We start from the raw sequence: 18,973 nt of genomic DNA, 5'->3' as shown, positions 1-18,973 counted from the left end.
GCCACCGGGGGCCGCCGAGACGAGGGAACTCCCCGTGATCAGATTCGACGGCGCGGGCAAGCGCCACCCCGACGGCACCATTGCCGTCGAGGGCCTCGACCTCGACGTACCCACCGGCCGGACGACCGTCCTGGTCGGCCCGTCCGGCTGCGGGAAGACGACCCTGCTGCGCATGGTCAACCGCATGGTCGAGCCGACCTCGGGGCGGGTCCTGCTGGACGGTGACGACGTCGCCCGGCTCGACCCCGCCAAGCTGCGGCGCGGCATCGGGTACGTGATCCAGCAGGCCGGGCTCTTCCCGCACCGCCGGGTGATCGACAACGTCGCGACCGTGCCCTACCTGCTCGGCTGGGACCGGAAGAAGGCCCGCGCCCGGGCGGCCGAACTGCTCGACCTCGTCGGGCTCGCGCCGGAGACCGCCAAGCGGTACCCGTTCCAGCTCTCCGGCGGCCAGCAGCAGCGGGTCGGGGTGGCCAGGGCGCTCGCCGCCGACCCGCCCGTGCTGCTCATGGACGAACCGTTCAGCGCCGTCGACCCGGTGGTGCGGGCCGGGCTCCAGGAGGAGCTGCTGCGGCTCCAGTCCGAGCTGCACAAGACCGTCCTCTTCGTGACCCACGACATCGAGGAGGCCGTCCGGCTCGGCGACCAGGTCGTGGTGCTGCGCGAGCAGGGCAGGATCGCCCAGCTCGCCGACCCGCACACGCTGCTCACCGCGCCGGCGGACGAGGACGTCGCCGCGTTCCTCGGCCGTGACCGGGGCCTGCGCGGGCTGGGCCTGCGCCCCGCGAGCACCGTCACCGTCCGCCCGGTGGGCGACGGGCTGCGGTACGGCGGCTGGGAACTGGCACTGGACGACGAGCGCCGGCCGATCGGCTGGATCGACCGGGACGCGGCCGTCGCCGCCCTGCACCCGGCACCCGGGTTCCGTCCCGAGGCCGACACGCTGCGCGGCGCACTGGACGCCGCCGTGCTCTCCCCCGCCGGGGTCGCGGTCGCCCTCGACGCCGACGGCCGGGCCACCGGCACGGCGAACCGGGAGGCCGTCCTGGCCGCACTCGCCGCGACTCCGGAGGTGGCGGCCGTACGCTCCGCGAAGGCCTCCGGCCCGGCGCCCGGAGCGGTGCCCGAGTCGGTTCCCGGCTCGGTGCCCGAGGCCGCGCCCGGCTCGGCGCCCGAGGCCCTACCCGGGACTGCGCCGGACGCCGTCCCCGCAGCCACCCGCGCAGCCGCCCCCGCAGCCGCACCCGAAGCGGACGGAGCCGACGGTGGACGATGAACCCATCGTCCGCTGGTACTGGATCGGCGACCATCTCGGCTACCTCGGCGACCTGCTGGCCGACCACGCCGTCATCGCGCTCGTCCCGGTGCTGATCGGCCTGCTGCTGGCGATCCCGCTCGGGCTCGCCTGCGCCCGCTTCCCCCGCCTCTACCAGCCGCTCGCCGCCGTCTTCAACATCGTCTACGCGCTGCCCTCGCTGGCCGTCTTCGTGGTGCTCATCCCGTACACGGGCCTGGCCACCCAGGCGACCGTGATGATCCCGCTCACCTTCTACTCGCTCGCCGTGCTGCTGCCGACCACCGTGGACGGGCTGCGCGCCGTCCCGGACCCGGTCCGGCAGGCGGCGACCGCCATGGGCTACGGGCCGTGGCACCGCCTGGCCGCCGTCGAACTGCCCGCCTCCGTCCCGTACCTGGTGGCCGGCCTCCGGGTGGCGGCGGTCTCCAGCATCTCGCTCGCCTCGGTCGGCGCCCTGGTCGGCCGCGGCGGGCTCGGCTACCTCTTCATCGACGGGTTCCAGCGCACCTTCCCGACCCCGATCGTGGCGGGCATCGTGCTGATCGCCGCACTCGCGCTGGCCGTCGACCTGCTGCTGGTCGGAGCCCGCCACCTGCTCGCCCCCTGGGCCGTCCGGGAGAAAGGAGCGGGCCGGTGAACTGGCTCACCTGGCTGGGAGACTTCTTCTCCGCCCCGGACCGCCGCTCCGGTCCGAACTCGATCGCGAACCGGATCGCCGAACACCTGCTGCTCTCCGGCGAGGCACTGCTCTACGCCGCGGTCCTGGCCGTCCCGCTCGGGCTGCTGATCGGCTACACCGGACGGGGCGTCACCGTGGTGACCGCGATGGCCGGAGCCGCCCGCGCCCTGCCCACGCTCGGCCTGGTGACCCTGGCGGTACTGCTGGCCGGGGTCGGCGACACCGCCGTGCTCTTCCCGCTGGTCGCGCTGGCCGCCCCGCCGCTGCTGGTCGCGGCGGTCGAGGGGGTGCGCGGCACCGATCCGGACGTCCGGGACGCGGCGCGGGGCGTCGGGCTGACGCACCCGCAGGTCCTGTGGCAGGTCTGCCTGCCGTCCGCGCTCCCCGCCCTGCTGGCCGGCTTCCGGACGGCCACCGTGCAGGTCATCGCGACCGCGACCGTGGCCGCGTACGTCGGGCTCGGCGGGCTCGGCCGGTACGTCATGGACGGCCTGGCCACCCGGGACTTCGCGATGACGGTGGGCGGTGCGCTGCTGGTCGTGCTGCTCGCCGTCGGCGCCCAGCTGTTCTTCGCCCTGCTGGCCCGGTACGCGCTGCCGCCCGGCCTGCGTGCGCAGCAGCGGGCTTCCTCCCGGCAGCCGTCGTGACCGTGATGGCCGCCCCGTCCGTCGCGCCGTCCGTCGCGCCGCCCGCCGCGTCGCCCGCCGAGGCTGCAGTGGCTGCCGAGGCCGGACGAACCGTCCGGGACTCCCGGCGCCCGCCCGGCCTCGCGGACCTCCCGGAACCGCCGGAGGTCCCGGAGCTCCCTGGACTCCCGGACCACTCGGACCTCTCAGCCCTCTCAGACTCCCGAAGTACCTGACACCCGACACGCACATCCCGAAAGGACCCGTATCACCATGTCGACACCCGTGTCGCGCAGAGCAACCGGCCACCGGGCCGCCGCCCTCGCCGCCCTGGCCGCGCTCGCCCTCACCGCCACCGCCTGCGGCTCCTCCGGCAGCGACCCGCTGGCCGCCGCACCCTCGACGGCCGGCGGCTCCGCCGGATCGGGCACCGCGTCCGGCGGCACCGTGGTGGTCGGCTCGGCCAACTTCCCCGAGAACGTGCTGCTCGGCTCGATCTACTCGCAGGCGCTCAAGGCCAAGGGCGTGAAGGTCGAGGAGAAGTTCAACATCGGCAGCCGCGAGGTGCTCTACGGGCAGCTGCAGAGCGGCAGCCTGACCGTCCTGCCCGAGTACAACGGCGCGCTGCTCGCCTACCTCGGCGGCAAGGCGGCCGAGCCCACCAAGGAGGCGGTCAACGCCGAGCTCGCGAAGACGCTGCCGGCCGCGCTGGCGATCCTCGACTCCTCCCCCGCCGAGGACAAGGACACCCTGAGCGTCAGCCAGGAGACCGCCGACAAGTACGGCCTCAAGAGCATCGCCGACCTGGCGGGCAAGGCCGGCGAGCTCACCATCGGCGGCCCGCCGGAGTTCAAGTCCCGGCAGGAGCAGCCGCTCAAGGACGTCTACGGGCTGACCTTCAAGGAGTGGAAGCCGACCGGCGAGACCACCGCGAACGCCGTCAAGGACGGCTCGGTGCAGGTCGGCAACGTCTTCTCCACCGACCCGAAGATCGCCCAGCTGAAGCTCGTCCCGCTCGCCGACCCGAAGAACCTGTTCGGCGCGCAGAACGTCACCCCGCTGGTCAACAAGGCGAAGGTGGACGCGACGTCGGCGTCCGCGCTCAACGCGGTGTCGGCCAAGCTGGACACGGCGGGGCTGCTCGCGCTGATGAAGAAGGTCGCGGTCGACAAGGAGGACCCGTCGGCGGTGGCCAAGGACTGGCTGAAGAGCAACGGGCTGGGCTGACACCGCGCCGCGCGGGGCCGGTCGGGAGGACGGCCCCGCGCGCGACGGCGCGCGAGGACGACAGCGCGCGGGGAGGGACCACGGCCGCCGTCGGGCGTCGCGCCATCGGCGGGCCACCGTCGGACCGCCGCGCCGCGCCGCCCCGCCGCCGCGCCGCCGACCTGGATCTCCGGCCCGGCAGACCTTCCCCTGAGCGGCGCGGACATGACAGTGTGACCGCATGCGCACTCGTCTCCTCGCCGCCACCCTCACGGCTTTCGCCGCGGTGAGCCTCGCCGCGTGTTCCAGTTCCGGCTCGGACTCCGGCACCACCGCGGCCGGTGCCTCCGCGACCGGCTCCCCCACCGCGTCCGCCGAAACCACGCCGGCCACCGCGCCGGACTCCACCGCGTCCGCTCCCGCACCCGCCGCCGGCGGCTCGGCCACCGGCGGACCCGCGACCGGAACCCCGACCGGGGGCGCCACCGCCACACCGTCGTCGCCGGCGGCCACCCCGGCCGCTCCGGGCACCACTGCCCCGGGTGCGACCGCCGCTCCCGCCCCGAGCTCCCCCGGCGCCGCCGAATCCCCGGGCGCACCGGCCCCCGCCACACCCAAGCCGGCGCCGCCCACCGACGCGGGACTGCCGAGCAAGCCGGCCGCCGACCTCTCCGCCCAACTCGTCGCCGCGCTCGACGCGATCGACCCGGCGATCGTCGGCGGGAAGTCCGAGCAGGCCGTCGACAGGGCCCGCAGCCAGTGCCAGTCGATGTACCAGTTCCCCAAGGACACGGCCAAGCTGGTCGAGCTGGCGAACCAACGTTTCACCACACCCGACCATCCGCAGGGTTTCGGCGCCGAGAAGGCGGAGAAGATCCTCGACGCACTGCGCTCCACCCTCTGCCCTCCGGCCTGAGCCGGTCCGGCGGACCCCCGGACGGCCCGGTGTCCTGAGCGCCGGGCCGCCGTGGCCGCGCGCGACGACCGGCGCGCGGCCACGGCACCCGCATGCGGGCGCGCGCACAGGCGCCGCCCTGCGCTGCTCTGCCCTGCTCCGACCCACCCCGATCTGCGCCGGCCTGCCCTGCTCCGCTCCGATCCGGCGGCCGCACCGCAGCCGCATGCGCCGCCCAGCCGTGACCGCCGCAACCGCCGTGACCACCCCGGGGGACGCCGGTGGGGCGGCCCGTCACCGACCTCGCGAACTCGCCGGCCTCCCCGGCCCGCCTCCCCCGTCCCCCGAGCCGGGACTCCGGCCGCGCCGCACATCCGATCGCCCCTGGATCACGCCCCGCAGAGAACGGATCCACCGACCCGAGAACGACCACGAGGTCGACGCACATGCTCTGCTGACGAACTGTTAGGACTCTTGACAGACGAGTGGTCTAGTCCAACCATAAGCATGTCGATCCGACCGGGATGCACTGTGGGGGTGTGACCACCGGCGGCTGAGGCACTGCCCTGCCCTGCTCCGATCCGCCCCCAAGACCCGCTGCGGCGTACGCGCGTCCGCGCACCGCCATTCGTCCGTGCCGCGTGTCCACGGGGATTCGCATGCCCGCACCGCCGCACGGTTCGCGATTCCGGCCCCCCACGGCTCCCCACACGCCCCACAGCCCCACCGCTCCATCCGTTCCGCAGTTCCATCGCGAAGTTCCGCACGCTTCACCAACGTCCTGCCCCACCACGTCTGTTGGAGAACAAATGCGTCTACGCAGAACGATTCAGGCCGCCCTGACGGCCTGTGTCACCCTCGCCGCCTCGGCCGGACTGGTCGCCGCCGGGGCGACGACCGCGGGAGCGGCCCCCACCGCGACGACGACCGCTTCGGTCTCCGCCGAGGCCGCCGCGACCCCGCTGCCGACCCGGGTGTTCGCCCCCTACTTCGAGGCCTGGACCGGCGAGAGCCCCGCCACGCTGGCCGCCCAGTCCGGTGCCAAGCACCTCACGATGGCGTTCCTGCAGACCGCCACCAAGGGCTCCTGCACGCCGTACTGGAACGGTGACACCTCGCTGCCGGTCGCGCAGTCCTCGTTCGGCGCCGACATCGCCGCCATCCGCGCCAACGGCGGCGACGTCATCCCGTCCTTCGGCGGCTACACGGCCGACACCACCGGCACCGAACTGGCCGACAGCTGCACCGATGTCAACCAGATCGCCGCCGCCTACGAGAAGCTGATCACCACGTACGAGATCAGCCGCATCGACCTCGACATCGAGGTCGACTCGCTGGACAACACGGCCGGCATCGACCGCCGCAACAAGGCGATCAAGCTGGTGCAGGACTGGGCCACCGCCAACGGCCGGCAGATCCAGTTCTCGTACACCCTGCCGACCACGACGAGCGGCCTGGCCGCCAGCGGGCTCGCGGTGCTGCGGAACGCGGTCACCAACAACGCCCGGATCGACGTCGTCAACCTGATGACCTTCGACTACTACGACAACGCCCAGCACGACATGGCCGCCGACACCCAGACCGCGGCGACCGGCCTCTACAACCAGCTGGCCAGGCTGTACCCGACCAAGACGCCCGCCCAGCTGTGGGGCTCCATCGGTGTCACCGAGATGGTCGGCGTCGACGACTTCGGACCGGCCGAGACCTTCACGCTCGCCAACGCGACCACCGTCTACAACTGGGCCGTCTCGAAGGGCATCAACACGCTGTCCTTCTGGGCGCTCCAGCGCGACAACGGCAGTTGCCCCGGCGCCGGCGCCCGTGACGACTGCTCCGGGATCGCCCAGAACACCTGGGACTTCACCAAGATCTTCAAGGCGTTCACCGGCAACACCACGCCGGCGAACGACTTCTCGGTCGGCGTGAGCCCCAACTCCGGTTCGGTGCTGGCCGGTTCCTCGACCAGTGCGAGCATCTCCACCGCCGTGACGTCCGGTTCGGCGCAGAGCCTCAGCCTCACCGTCACCGGCGCCCCGACCGGCGTCACCGCCACCGCCACCCCCGGCAGCGTCACCGCCGGCTCCCCCGCCACGCTCAACATCACCACGACGGCCGGCACCACCCCGGGCACCTACCCGCTCACCGTCACCGGCACCGCCCCCTCCGGCACCCACACCAGCACCTACACGCTGACCGTCAACGGTGTCACCCCGCCCGGCGGCCTGGTCAACGGCGGCCTGGAGACCGGCAGCCTCGGCCCGTGGACCTGCCAGAGCGGCGGCTCCGTGGTGAGCACCCCGGTCCACTCCGGCTCCTACGCGCTCCAGGCCGTGGCCGGCCCCGCGCAGACCGGCCAGTGCCAGCAGACCGTCACGCTGGCGCCCAACAAGTCCTACACGCTGACCGGTTGGGTCCAGGGCAACTACGCCTACCTCGGCGTGAGCGGCGGCGCCACCGGCTCCGCCTGGACCAGCTCCAGCGGCTGGACCAAGCTCACCGTCCCGTTCACCACCGGCGCCTCCGGCACCGCCACGGTGTACCTGCACGGCTGGTACGGCCAGGGCACCGTCTTCGGCGACGACTTCTCCATCGCCTGACCGGGCGGTGGGAGGCCGGAGACGGCTGACAGCTGTCGGATGACAGACGGTGTCAGCCGCTCCGGTCTCCCCACTGCTCCCGGAAGTCCCGTCAGGGGTGTCGCGACCTTTCGTCGCGGCACCCCTGACGCTGTTCCTGCCGGAGCTGCCCGCCGAGGGCCGGGCCCTGACCACCGGTCCTACACTCGCGCCATGGCCACCGCACCGCTCACCGTCACCGTCCTCGGCAGCGCGACCCCGTACCCCACCGTCGACAACCCGTGCTCCGGCTACCTGCTGTCCGTCGGCGACACGCACGTATGGGTGGACGCCGGCACCGGGACCCTCGGGCCGTTGCAGCGGTACGTCCGGCTGGACCGGCTCGCCGGGATCTGGATCTCACACCTGCACGCCGACCACAGCGCCGACCTGCTCACCGCCTACTACGGGGCGCTGTTCGCCGACCTCACACTCGCCGCGCCGATCCCGCTCCTCGGTCCGCCCGGCATCGCCGACCGACTGGCCGGCTTCCTCACCAACGGCCCGCACCGCAGCCCGGTCGAGTCCGCCTTCGCCGTCACGGAACTCACGGACGGCCACCGGGCCTCGCTCGGACCGCTCACCCTCACCAGCAGCGCCGTGGAACACGGCATGCCGGCCTTCGCCCTGCGCGCCGAGACCGGCCGGGCGTCGCTGGTGTACTCCGGCGACACCGCCCCGTGCGCCGCGCTGACGGCGCTCGCCGCCGGCTGCGACCTGCTGCTCTGCGAGGCCGAGGGGCCGGACGAAGGACACCACAGCCCCGAACAGGCGGGTGGCACCGCGGCGTCCGCCGGCGCCGCCCGCCTCGTACTCACCCACGTCGGCCGCGCGATCGCCCCGGCGGACGCCGTCACCAGGGCCGCCGTCCACTACCCGGGGCCGGTCGAGTACGCGGCGCCCGGCGCGGTCTTCACGGTCGGCTGACACGGACCGCCGGCCGTCGCCGCTCCGCGGACCGGCGGGCCCACCGCACACCGGCGGGCCGCCCCGGACGGGCCGCCCCGACGGTGTGACGTGCGGGGCCCGGAGCAGCCGGGCGCCCGGCCTCGCCGCGAGGGACGTACGGCCGGGCCGGGCGGGCGCGTTCCCAACCTGTCGGGTCAGAACACCTAGGCGGCGGCCGGTGCCGGGGCGTCGGCCGGGGTCTTCCGTCCGGGGCGGCACAGGACCGCGTAGGAGGCGGCGGCCAGCACCGAGCAGCAGAGCACGACGATCGCGAGCAGGACCGCCGACGGCTTGCCACCCAGGCTGCTGAGCGGCGCGACGAGGGCGCCGCAGAGAAACGTTCCTGTGCCGATGAGCGCGGACGCGGATCCGGCGGCCTGCGGGGGGACCAGGCTGAGGGCACGGGCGGCGGAGTTCGGGAGGACGATGCCGAGGCTGCCCATCATCACGAAGAGCGAGGCGCAGACGGCGACCAGCCCGAGGTCCCACACGGCGGTGACCAGGAACAGGGAGATCCCCGCAGCGATCGACGTGCCGAGACCCACCGTCATCAGCGTGCCGGCCGTGAAGCGGGGCGCGAGGACGCGGCCGTTCAGCTGGGTGACACCGACGATCGCCAGCGAGTTGAGGCCGAACAGCAGGCTGTAGGTCTGCGGGGACACCTCGTAGACCTGCTGGAGCACCACCGAGGAGCCGCTGATGTAGCCGAACAGCGAGCCGAAGGCGAAGGTGCTGGTGAGCGCGAGGCCGAGGAACGGCAGCCGGCGCAGGAGTCCGCCCATGGTGCGCAGCGTCGTCATCAGGCCGCCGCCGTGGCGGGCGGCGGGAGGGAGGGTCTCCCGGAGGGCGGCGAAGGCGATCAGGGTGAGCAGCAGACCGAGTACGGCGAGGGCGCCGAAGGTGCCGCGCCAGGAGGTGACGCGGAGCAGCTGGGCGCCGACGAGCGGGGCGAGGATCGGGGCCAGTCCGGATATCAGGGTGATCGAGGCGAGGAAGCGGATCATCGCGACGCCTTCGAAGCGGTCGCGGGCCACGGCTCTGCCGATGACGAGCCCGGCTGCGCCGGCGGCGCCCTGGACGAAGCGGCTGGCGATGAGGACGGGCAGGTTGGGGGCGATCACGCAGACGACGCTGGCGATGGTGTAGACGACGAGGCCTGCGAGCAGCGGCGGGCGGCGGCCGAGGCGGTCGCTGAGCGGTCCGAAGATCAGCTGGCCGGCGGCGACGCCGAACATGGAGAAGGTGAGGGTCAGCTGCACGGCTGCCGGTTCGGCGACGAGGTCCTCGGCGATCGCGGGCAGTCCCGGCAGGTAGAGGTCGGTGGTGAGGGGGCCGAGGGCGACCAGGCCGCCGAGGACGGCGATGGTGGCGCGGCCGGGGGCGTCTGCGCTTCCGGGGTCGGTGGGGGTTGCGGGGGCGGTCGACGTGTCACCGGCGGGGCCGGCGGTCGAACCAGGCATGGGGCTCCTCTCGGAACGGACGCGGGAGTCGTGCTCGCTCCGTCCTACCCCAGTGGCCCGGTGCCCCGACAGCCGGGGTCCGCCGCGTGGCCCACCACGAGCCCTTCGTTCCGGTGCGCGGGCCGGCCGGCGTCGGGGCCGGCCGGCGGGCGTCCGGCCGCTTCGGGGCCGCCGGTACGCGGCGGCCGGCGGCGCGCGGCGGCCGGCGGTGGCCGGTCCCGTCAGTGCGCGAGGCGCTCGGCCCGCAGGGCGGCCTGAACCGCGGCGCCGTCCTGCCACGCGTAGAGCTTGTTGCCCGTCAGGGTGACGTTGTAGTGGCCGCAGGAGCCGGTGACCTTCGAGACGACGCCCTCCGGGAACCAGCCCGCCTTGAGGGTGGCCGGCGCCTGGTGGCCGCTCCGGCCGGGCGCGGTGGCGGTGCACCCGGCGGGCAGCCGGCCCTCCGGCAGGGTGGCGCTCAGGAGGCGGTCGTCGCCGGTGGTGGACATCAGGTACTGGACGGACGAGGCGTTGTCGGGCAGCCAGGCCGGGACGGAGTGGCGGGCCGCCTTGGCCTCGCTGCCGCTGACGTAGCTGGACTGCTCCTGGTGCCGGCCGTCGTACCAGTCGACGACCCGAGGTCCGACCGCCACGGCCGCGGCGGCCACGGCCATGCCGGTGCCCGCCACTCCGAGTACGACCTTGCCCACGATGCCGTTCATGCCCGCCTGCCCTCTCCTGTTGTGGTGCCGCTGTCGTGCGGCACCGCCACTGCTGTCGTGCGGCCCGCTGCGCGGTACCGCATACCGCTCGTACCGCTCGTCTCGTACCGCTCGTCGAACCGCTCTCCGTGACCGTCACCGGCCCTGGCCCTGCCCCCCGGCCCTCGCCCCTGTCCCTGGGCCGGGCGTTCCGGTTGTGTCCATCCTGGCCCGCCCGCCACTGTCGGGGCGTCACCAGCAGGTCGCGACCGTCCGCCATCCTTGGGGGGTACGCCCTCCACCTTCAGGCGTACGCGGGGCCGTCCGGTCTCGGGGTTCACCCTGGTCGAGCCTGGCCCAGGCCGGGGCGGGACGCACCCGGCCAAGGCCGCCCGGGTGCGGGGGCCACCCGCTTGCCGGACCCTTCGCCTTCGCCGGGGCCGTCGTACCGGGGCGTCCCGTCAGGACTGCGCCGGGACGGGCCGCGTCACGGGGAACGGGCGGCCGTCCAGGGTCCAGTGCGGGTCGATCGGCCGGCCGAGGGCCGCGTACACCTGGGCGGCGACGTCCGGGTGGCGGATCTCGCCGGTGGGCGGGGCGGCGGGGATGTCCGGTCCGGCGCAGGCGACCCAGGCCGTGCGCTCCTCGGGGGTGCGGCCGCCGTGGCCGCCGGTGTCGACGTGGCCGTGGTCGGTGACGACGATGACCGTCCACGCCTCTTCGGCGTGGCCGGGCCTGGCACGGACCGCGTCGAGCAGGCGGCCGAGCCGTTCGTCGGCGGTGCGCATCGACGCGCGGTACTCCTCGCCGCAGCCGAGGAAGTGGGCGGTCTCGTCGACGGCGCCGAGGTAGACGAAGGACGCCTCGGGGTCGGCCGCGCGCAGCACGTCGACGGCTTCCCGGGTGACCTCCTCGTCGACGGCCTCCCAGGCCTCGGGGGTGTCCTCGGCGGGGGCGACGTAGCTGAGCCGGCCGGGTGCGCGGAACAGCGGCCCGCCGGATTCGCCGATGACCAGCGGGTCCCAGCCGGCCGCGACGTAGGTGCGGCGGCGGTCCTGCCGGGCCAGCCGGGTGGTGAAGTCGGGGAAGACGTCGAGCCGGTTGCCGCCCAGGTGGTTGCCCCAGACCCCGTGCTTGGCGGGTTCGACGCCGGTGACGATGGTGGCCCAGCAGGGGCCCGACATGGTGGGCGTGGTCTCCGCCACGGTGACGGGTGCCAGGAATCCGGCCTCGGCGACCTCCGCGAGCCTCGGCATCGGGACCTGCTCCAGCAGGTCGTACCGGACGCCGTCGATTCCGACGACGAGGACCCGGGGGCGAGGCGGCGGCGGTACGGACATGGTGGGGTCGTTCCTTTCGCGGTGCGGGTGCCGGGCGCACCCGCGCGGGCGCCACCGACCGCGTCATGTTTCACGGCCCGCCGGACTGCCAGGTGTCTCCTGGGGGAACGCCGGGTGTCGGGGTGGCGTCCGGTGCTGCTTCGAGGTGGGCGGACCGACGGATGGCGGCTGACGGATTTCAGAATCCGTCAGCCGTCATCTGTCATCTGCCAGCCGTCAGCCGTCAGCCGTCAGCCGTCAGCCGTCAGCCGTGATTCGCCCGGGACGGAACTCGTGGACGACCTCGATGCGGCCGACGAGGTGCCGGTTGAACTCGGGCAGCTCCTCCGCCGGCACCCAGAGCTCCAGGATGGTCCGTCCCCCCGCCTGCCGGACGGGGTAGCGGGCGAGGAAGGCGGTCTCGACCTCGAAGCGGGTGACGTAGCCGACCCCGGACGCGGGGACGTTCCAGTCGCGGGCGATGCGGATCGCGTAGTCCTCGTTCAGGACCGGGTAGAAGATCGGCTGGTCGGGGAGGCGGGGCGGCCAGGCGCGCCAGTCGGCGGCCTCGACCAGGGCCAACTCCTGGGGGCCGGTGGGGCGCCAGAGGGTGGTGGTGGGCGTGGTCGCGGTGGCGGGCTGCGCCGTCGGGCCGTTCATGATCGCCAAGGTAGCCGTGAACGGCCCGACGGACGAACCGATTTCGGGTGCCGGCCGCCGTCAGCGGTAGGCCGACTCCCCCGTGATGGTCTCGCCGAGGACGAGGGTGTGGATCTCACTGGTGCCCTCGTAAGTGAGCACCGACTCCAGGTTGTTGGCGTGCCGCAGGACCGGGTACTCGGTGGTGATGCCGTTCGCGCCGAACACGGTGCGGGCGCTGCGGGCGATCTCCAGCGCGGCCCGGACGTTGTTCAGCTTGCCGAAGCTGATGTGCGCCGGTCGGGCCGCCCCCTCGTCCTTGAGCCGCCCGATCCGCACGGCGACCAGGTAGGCCTTCTCCACCTCCAGCATCATCTCCACGAGCTTCTGCTGGGTGAGCTGGAACCCGGCGATCGGGCGGTCGAACTGGATGCGGCTCTTCGCGTAGTCGAGGGCGGAGGTGTAGCAGTCGCGGGCCGCGCCGACGGTGCCCCAGAGGATGCCGTAGCGGGCCTCGTTGAGGGAGGAGAGCGGTCCGCGCAGGCCGCTGACGCCGGGCAGGACCGCGTCGGCGGGCAACACGACCTCGTCGAAGGCCAGTTCGCTGGTGACGGAGGCCCGCAGCGAGAGCTTGCCGTGCACGTCGGTGGCGGTGAAGCCGGGCATGCCCGGTTCGACCAGGAAGCCGCGGACGCCGTCCTCGGTCTGCGCCCAGACGACGGCGACGTCGGAGATGCTGCCGTTGGTGATCCACATCTTGGATCCGGAGAGCACCCAGTCGGCGTTCTCGCCCGCGCCCTTGCGGCGGGCCCTGGTCCGCATGTTGGCCGGGTCGGAGCCGAAGTCCGGTTCGGTGAGGGCGAAGCAGCCGATCAGCCGGCCGGCGGCGAGGCCGGGCAGCCAGCGCTGCTTCTGCTCCTCCGAGCCGAAGGCGTGGATGGAGCGCATGGCCAGCGAGCCCTGGACGGACACGAAGCTGCGCAGCCCGGAGTCGGCGGCCTCCAGCTCCATGCACGCGACCCCGTAGGCGGTGGCGGTGGAACCGGTGCAGCCGTAGCCGTCGAGGTGCATGCCGAGCACGCCGAGGGCGCCGAGTTCGGGGGCGAGTTCGCGGGCCGGGAAGACGCCCCGCTCGAACCAGTCGCCGACGTGCGGGCGGATCCGCTCGTCGGCGAACTTCCGCACGGTGTCGCGGATGAGCCGCTCCTCGTCGGTGAGCAGGTCACCGACGGCGAGCAGGTCGGCGGGGTCGATCCTGGTCGGCTTCGCCATTGAAGCTCCTTGTAGTCTCGGCGGGTGCCGGTCGCAGCGTTGGGTACCGGCGAGTATTGCGCACGGGTCCTGCCTCCGGGGGGCCGGAGGCGAGGGAGTGAGCATGTACACAATCCGGCAGCTGACGGCCGACGAACTGCGGGAGTCGGCGGAGCGGCTGGCCGAACTCCTGGTGGACACCGTCGACAGCGGGTCCTCGCTCGGCTTCCTCGCCCCGCTCGACCCCGCCGAGGCGGCCGGCTGGTGGCGGGCCCTGGGCCCGGACGTCGAGGCCGGGCGGCTGCTGCTCTGGGCCGCGCGCAGTGACGCGGACGGGCGGATCGCGGGGACGGTTCAGCTGCGCCCGGCGACGCCCGCCAACGGCCGGCACCGCGCGGAGGTGGCCAAGCTGATGGTGCACCGGGCGGACCGGGGCCGGCGGCTGGCGGGCTCGCTGCTGGAGGCGCTGGAGTGGGCGGCCTCGGATCGTGGGATCCGGACGCTGGTGCTGGACACCGAGACCGGCAGCCCCGCCGAGCGGCTGTACGAGGCGGCGGGCTGGACCCGGGTCGGCACGGTGCCGGACTACGCGACCGACCCGTCGGGAGCGCCGCACGCGACCACCGTCTACTACAAGGCACTGCAGGCGCTGCAGGGACGGGCGCCGGGGCCGGCACAGGGGCCGGCGTAGGGGCGGGCACCGGGGCGCGGGGGCGGCCATGGGGGCGGGCGCCCGCGCCTCGTTAGGATGACCGCTTTCGCAGCCGGACGGGATGCGAAAGCGACGTGACGAGCAGTGAGGGGTGGACCGTGGCGCGTTGGGCAGTGGTCGTGCAGGAGACCGAAGGCATCGGCGACGACCGGATCTGGGGCACCAAGGTGCTCGCCGAGGTCGAGGGCGACCGCGAGGAGGCCCTCGCCGAAATGCGGCGGCTCGTCCCGTCGTACACGCCGCAGCACCCGTTCAACAGCCGGCAGCGCACCCTGCTCCGGGACGGTGACAGCTACCTGCTGATCTCCAAGGGGAGCATGCGGGACTACCACTGCGTCTTCAAGGTGTGGGAGATGCTGTGGGACAGCAAGCGGCCGGAGATCCAGCAGGGGCGGCTGGCCGACGGGGCCGCCGACGGGGCCCGCTGAGCGGCGGGGTCGGCGAGGGCGCGCGGACCCGCGAGGCCCGCGGGGCGTCAGGAGACCCCACAGAGCCGGAGCAGCGCGGTCGTCGCGGCGGCCGCCACCACCACGACCGGGAACGGCGCGCGGCGCAGCACGAGGACGCCGGCCACCAGGACCCCGGCCGGGCGGGCCCATCCGGCGAAGCCGTGGCCCTGGGTGAAGGTGCCGGTGGCGACCAGGGCGACGAGCAGGACCGCGGCGGCGACGGCGAGCAGGTGGCGCACCCGGTCGGAGACGGTGAGCCGGTCGCCGAGCAGGGGTCCGGCGACCCGGAACGCGTAGGTACCGGCCGCCAGCAGCAGGATGGCGAGCAGGGGCATCAGTGGACCTCCTCGGCGAGGGGGGCGGGTCGGCCGCGGCCGGCCGTACCTCCGGCGTCGTCGGCGGGGGCGGCGGGCGCAGCGGTGGCGGGCGGCGCGGCGCTTCCGGGAGGCACGGCGCTTCCGGGAGGCACCGTCCCGGCCGCGTCGGACGGAACGGACGGAGCGGACGGCGCGTCCGGCGACGCGTCCGGAGCGTCCGGAGCAGGTGAAGCGGATGGCGCGGACGGGCTGGAGGTGACGTCCGGGCCGGTGGGGCGCCGGGCGAGCAGCAGGCCGACGAGCGCGAGCAGGACCGGGAGCCCGGCCGGCAGGAACGGCGTGGCGGCCACCGCGACCGCGGCGCCGGCCAGGGCGGCCGCGCGGGTCCGGGGGTCGGTGAGCGAGGGCAGGACCAGGGCGAGCAGCACGGCCGGGAAGGCGGCGTCGAGCCCGAGCGCGTCGGTGTCGCCGATCATGCCGCCGGCTGCGGCGCCGACCAGCACGGAGGCGTTCCAGACGGCGAACAGGGCGAGGCCGCAGGCCCAGAACGCGGCGCGGCGTCGACGCCGGTCGGGCTGGAGCATGGCGAAGGCCACGGACTCGTCGGTCAGGATCTGCGCGCCCAGCAGCCGTCGCCACCACGGGCCGTCGAGCACGTCGGCGACGCTGAAGCCGAAGGGCAGGAGGCGCGCGTTGAGCACCAGGCCGGTGGCCACGGCGGCGAGCGCGCCGCCCCCGGAGAGGACGACGCCGATGGCGGCGAACTGGGCGCCGCCGGCGAAGACGAGCACCGACATGGCGACGGGTACCCAGAGCGGGAGGCCGCCGGAGACGGTGACCGCACCGAATGAGGCACCGACCAGGGCGTCGGCCAGGCAGACCAGGGCTATGTCGCGAAGCGTGGCACGTTCTAGGGTTCGGAGGAGCGAACGCATGTCCAGTAGAGTGAACCCTATGGCTACCGTTCGTCAAGGCGAACGCTTGGACCTGTGGAGCGAACGCGGATGAGTGACAACAGCGAGGCAATCCCCCCGGCCGGCTCGGGCGGCGACTCAGTCAGTCGCCCCGCATCCGGTCGGGGACCCGGTCAGGGACCCGGCCAGGGGTCCGGCCAGGGGTCCGGCACCGGATCGGAGCTGATCGCGCTGATCTCGGCGTCCATCCGGCGCGAACGCGAGCGCACCGGCCTGTCGATGGCCGAACTGGCCCGGCGCGCGGGAATCGCCAAGTCGACGCTCTCCCAGCTGGAGTCCGGCGCGGGCAACCCCAGCGTCGAGACGCTCTGGGCGCTCGGCGTCGCGCTGGACGTGCCGTTCAGCCGGCTCGTCGACCCGCCGCGCCCGGTGGTCCGGGTGGTCCGGGCCGGCGAGGGCCCGATCACCCACTCCGAGCGGGCCGACTACGCCGCGACCCTGCTGGCCTCCTGCCCGCCCAACGCCCGGCGCGACATCTACCGGATCGACGCCCAGCCGGGCGAGACCCGGGCCTCCGACCCGCACATGCCGGGCACCGTCGAGCACGTACTGCTGGGAGCCGGACGGGCCCTGGCCGGACCGACCGAGGCCCCGGTCGAACTCGGCCCCGGCGACTACGTGAGCTACCCGGGCGACGCCCCGCACGTGTTCCGGGCGTTGGAGCCGGGCACCCTGGCGGTGATCGTGATGGAGCACGTCTGACGCGGTGCCGGGCCTCCGGCGTGGAGCCGCGCCGCCCGCGCGCCGTCACGGCTCCACGCATTCACGGCCTCACGCATTCACGGCCTCACGCATTCACGGCCTCACGCATTCACGGCCTCACGGCTTCACGGCTTCACGGCTTCACGGCTTCACGGCTTCACGGCTTCACGGCTTCAGCAGTCGGTCGAGGAAGGGGTTCCCGAACACCCGGTGCGGGTCGTGCCGGTCGAGCACCGCGATCGCCTCGTCCCAGCCGGGGCCGCCGCCGTCCCGGTGGCTCGCGGGGATGATCCGGTCGAGCATGTCCGGATCGGCCCAGGCCGCGTCCTCGGTGTAGGCCCAGCCCTTGGACCATTCCACCCGCAGGCCGGCCCGGGTGCCGTCGAAGGAGCGCAGTAGGGCCTGTTCGAGCTCCCGCCCGAAGCGGTGCAGTCCGGGCGTGCCCGGGAAGGCGAGTACGTCGACCCAGACGGCGGTGTCCCATTCGGGGCGGTCGGGGCGCGGGCGGAGCGCGGAGAGCAGTGGCGGGCGGGCGCCGGGCACACCGGACCAGGCGGGGTCGTCCAGTCCGGTGACCCGGATCTCCACCGCGCCGTTCACCGGGAACTCGCCGCGCGCCCGGTAGGCGTCGAGCAACGTGCGGTACCGGTCGGCGAATTCGGCCACCGCCCACTGGAGGTCCGCGCGTCGGGCGAGGATCGCGTAGCCGTTGGCGGTGACCCGCAGGGTGGTGGGCCGCACGTACTGGAGCAGCGTGCGCGAGGGGCCCCAGAGGTCGGAGCGCAGGCCGCCGGCGAGCAGGTGGGTGAGGACCTCGCCGGTGAGCAGGTCGCGGATCAGGCCGCCGGAGAGCAGGACTTCGGTGATGTCCCCGGTGAGTGCGACTTTGGCGATCAGGTACTGGAGTTGGCCGAAGAGCGGGGCCGATCCCCAGGTGCCGCTGACGAGTTGGCCGGCCAGTCGGGCGACCGGTTCCGGAATCGAGTCGGAGAAGGGGTAGTTGTAGGGCCCGTCGACGGCGTGGGAGCCGAACGGTCGGCTCGGGGCGACGCTCCAGGTCTTGAGCCAGGGGCGGTCGGTGTAGGCGAACCAGATGGCCTCGGCGCGGCCGTCCCGCTCGACGAACTCGGCGAAGGTGCGCGGGCGGCCGGATGTGCCGGGCCGGGCGAAGAGCTCGGTGGCCGGGATGTCGAGCCGGCTGACGCAGCGCAGCGACCGGTCGGCGCCGGCCCGGAGCACCACCTCGGTGAGGAACGCCCGGCCGAGGTGGACCAGGAAGGCGGCGCCGTCGGCCTCGGACCGGTCGAAGGTGCGCAGGGCGTACCGGTCGGTGGCCGGGTCGTGGACGACGGCGGTGAGCCGGGTGACCTGGTTGCTGACCGAACCGTAGCCGTGCCCGTCCGGCCGGAGTTCGCCGGCGGCGGGGACGGCGGTGCCGTGGCCGCCGATCGCGAGTACGCCTCCGACGGTGAGTTCGCCCGGGGCGGGGACGGCGGTGAGGCCGAGGCCGCGGCCGGCCAGGTGGGCGAGCAGGGCCTCCATGGTGGCGCCGGTCTGGACCCGGACGGCGGTGGGTGAGTCGGCGGTGATCGCGGTGAGGTGGCGGGTGGTGTCCAGCAGCAGGACGCGGGCCGCCTCGGCGGTTCCGTCGGCGACCGTGAGCGGCGCCCAGGTGTGCCGGTACCCCTGGGCGCGGAGCCGCCAGCCGTGGGCGCGGGCCCAGTCGGCGAGGGCGGGGACCTCCTCCGGGGTCCGCGGGGCGCAGGTCCAGAGCTGGTCGGTCCGGACCTCGCCGGACCAGTTCTGGTAGACGCGCCGGTAGATCTCGGTGCCGGCGGGCAGTTCGGGCGGGGCGGGGACGGCGGCGGCCTCGGCGCTGTCCGGTCCGACGGTGCCGCGCAGCAGCCAGGCGGCGGCGGCGAGCGCGGCGGAGGCACCGAGGAGGCGACGGCGGCTGAGGCCGGGCGCGCCGCCCGGGCCGTCACCACCGGCGCGGCCGTGATCGTCGACGCGGCTGTGATCGCCGACGCGGCTTTGCCCGCCGGTGTGATCGTGACCGCCCGCGTGATCGTCGCCGAGGCCGTCGTGGTCGCCGTGCTGTGGTGTCGTCATGACCGCCCCCTGCTGATCGGTCCCCGGTGGATCGGGACCCGGATGTCTCCCCCGGTTTCGGGCCGAGCGTACGGAGCGGACCGTTCGGGTAC

The 18,973-nt window shown here is 74.1% G+C and carries 18 protein-coding genes; 10 read left to right on the top strand and 8 right to left on the bottom strand.

What is annotated here, in order from left to right:
- Positions 1 to 34: 34 nt before the first annotated feature.
- The 7 genes from AC067J_RS10565 (at position 35) to AC067J_RS10535 (ending at position 8,245) form a co-directional block, all read left to right on the top strand.
- Entirely contained in the window at positions 35 to 1,276 is a 1,242-nt protein-coding gene (locus AC067J_RS10565) for an ABC transporter ATP-binding protein (RefSeq protein WP_478297635.1), read from the top strand.
- Complete coding sequence (locus AC067J_RS10560; RefSeq protein WP_478297633.1) at positions 1,266 to 1,934, top strand: ABC transporter permease; 669 nt, start codon at positions 1,266 to 1,268, stop codon at positions 1,932 to 1,934. The genes AC067J_RS10565 and AC067J_RS10560 overlap by 11 nt, the downstream gene beginning before the upstream one ends.
- Complete coding sequence (locus tag AC067J_RS10555) at positions 1,931 to 2,623, top strand: ABC transporter permease (RefSeq protein WP_478297631.1); 693 nt, start codon at positions 1,931 to 1,933, stop codon at positions 2,621 to 2,623. The genes AC067J_RS10560 and AC067J_RS10555 overlap by 4 nt, the downstream gene beginning before the upstream one ends.
- A gap of 252 nt (positions 2,624 to 2,875) precedes the next feature.
- On the top strand, positions 2,876 to 3,829 hold the full coding sequence (locus tag AC067J_RS10550; protein ID WP_478297629.1) for an ABC transporter substrate-binding protein: 954 nt from the start codon (positions 2,876 to 2,878) through the stop codon (positions 3,827 to 3,829).
- A gap of 220 nt (positions 3,830 to 4,049) precedes the next feature.
- The gene (locus AC067J_RS10545; protein WP_478297627.1) at positions 4,050 to 4,724 is read left to right on the top strand and encodes a hypothetical protein; all 675 of its coding nucleotides are present in this window, start codon (positions 4,050 to 4,052) and stop codon (positions 4,722 to 4,724) included.
- Positions 4,725 to 5,512: 788 nt separating this feature from the next.
- The gene (locus AC067J_RS10540; protein ID WP_478297626.1) at positions 5,513 to 7,300 is read left to right on the top strand and encodes a glycosyl hydrolase family 18 protein; all 1,788 of its coding nucleotides are present in this window, start codon (positions 5,513 to 5,515) and stop codon (positions 7,298 to 7,300) included.
- Positions 7,301 to 7,492: 192 nt separating this feature from the next.
- Positions 7,493 to 8,245, top strand: coding sequence for an MBL fold metallo-hydrolase (locus AC067J_RS10535; protein ID WP_478297625.1), 753 nt, complete (start codon positions 7,493 to 7,495; stop codon positions 8,243 to 8,245).
- A gap of 185 nt (positions 8,246 to 8,430) precedes the next feature.
- Here the strand turns inward: AC067J_RS10535 and AC067J_RS10530 are convergent, their stop codons facing one another.
- The 5 genes from AC067J_RS10530 to AC067J_RS10510 all read right to left on the bottom strand — a co-directional run bounded on the left by AC067J_RS10530 (position 8,431) and on the right by AC067J_RS10510 (position 13,636).
- Positions 8,431 to 9,726 (bottom strand): multidrug effflux MFS transporter, encoded by a 1,296-nt coding sequence (locus tag AC067J_RS10530; RefSeq protein WP_478297623.1) that lies wholly within the window; start codon positions 9,724 to 9,726, stop codon positions 8,431 to 8,433.
- A gap of 221 nt (positions 9,727 to 9,947) precedes the next feature.
- Entirely contained in the window at positions 9,948 to 10,427 is a 480-nt protein-coding gene (locus AC067J_RS10525) for a hypothetical protein (protein WP_478297621.1), read from the bottom strand.
- 440 nt (positions 10,428 to 10,867) lie between these two features.
- Positions 10,868 to 11,746, bottom strand: coding sequence for an alkaline phosphatase family protein (locus tag AC067J_RS10520; RefSeq protein WP_478297619.1), 879 nt, complete (start codon positions 11,744 to 11,746; stop codon positions 10,868 to 10,870).
- Positions 11,747 to 11,983: 237 nt separating this feature from the next.
- The gene (locus AC067J_RS10515; protein WP_478297617.1) at positions 11,984 to 12,385 is read right to left on the bottom strand and encodes an ADP-ribosylation/crystallin J1; all 402 of its coding nucleotides are present in this window, start codon (positions 12,383 to 12,385) and stop codon (positions 11,984 to 11,986) included.
- A gap of 60 nt (positions 12,386 to 12,445) precedes the next feature.
- The gene (locus AC067J_RS10510; RefSeq protein WP_478297615.1) at positions 12,446 to 13,636 is read right to left on the bottom strand and encodes an acyl-CoA dehydrogenase family protein; all 1,191 of its coding nucleotides are present in this window, start codon (positions 13,634 to 13,636) and stop codon (positions 12,446 to 12,448) included.
- A gap of 103 nt (positions 13,637 to 13,739) precedes the next feature.
- Between AC067J_RS10510 and AC067J_RS10505 the strand changes: the two genes are divergently transcribed.
- Complete coding sequence (locus AC067J_RS10505; RefSeq protein ID WP_478297613.1) at positions 13,740 to 14,306, top strand: N-acetyltransferase family protein; 567 nt, start codon at positions 13,740 to 13,742, stop codon at positions 14,304 to 14,306.
- A 119-nt stretch (positions 14,307 to 14,425) separates the two neighbouring features.
- Complete coding sequence (locus AC067J_RS10500; RefSeq protein WP_478297611.1) at positions 14,426 to 14,755, top strand: hypothetical protein; 330 nt, start codon at positions 14,426 to 14,428, stop codon at positions 14,753 to 14,755.
- Between the two features lie 47 nt (positions 14,756 to 14,802).
- Here AC067J_RS10500 and AC067J_RS10495 read toward each other — a convergent pair whose 3' ends face one another.
- Positions 14,803 to 15,111, bottom strand: coding sequence for an AzlD domain-containing protein (locus AC067J_RS10495; RefSeq protein WP_478297609.1), 309 nt, complete (start codon positions 15,109 to 15,111; stop codon positions 14,803 to 14,805).
- Positions 15,111 to 16,028 (bottom strand): AzlC family ABC transporter permease, encoded by a 918-nt coding sequence (locus tag AC067J_RS10490; protein ID WP_478297607.1) that lies wholly within the window; start codon positions 16,026 to 16,028, stop codon positions 15,111 to 15,113. Before AC067J_RS10490 ends, AC067J_RS10495 begins: the two co-directional genes overlap by 1 nt.
- A gap of 69 nt (positions 16,029 to 16,097) precedes the next feature.
- Here AC067J_RS10490 and AC067J_RS10485 point away from each other — a divergent pair, with 69 nt between their 5' ends.
- On the top strand, positions 16,098 to 16,769 hold the full coding sequence (locus AC067J_RS10485) for a helix-turn-helix domain-containing protein (protein ID WP_478297605.1): 672 nt from the start codon (positions 16,098 to 16,100) through the stop codon (positions 16,767 to 16,769).
- 165 nt (positions 16,770 to 16,934) lie between these two features.
- On the opposite strand, the gene AC067J_RS10480 is transcribed toward AC067J_RS10485, so the two are convergent.
- Positions 16,935 to 18,881, bottom strand: a complete 1,947-nt coding sequence (locus AC067J_RS10480) for a cholesterol oxidase substrate-binding domain-containing protein (RefSeq protein WP_478297603.1) — start codon at positions 18,879 to 18,881, stop codon at positions 16,935 to 16,937.
- Positions 18,882 to 18,973: the final 92 nt, after the last annotated feature.

Source organism: Kitasatospora sp. NPDC042419 (assembly GCF_056437345.1).
Note: the sequence above shows the minus strand (reverse complement) of the source record. Positions and strands in the feature narration are given on the sequence as shown.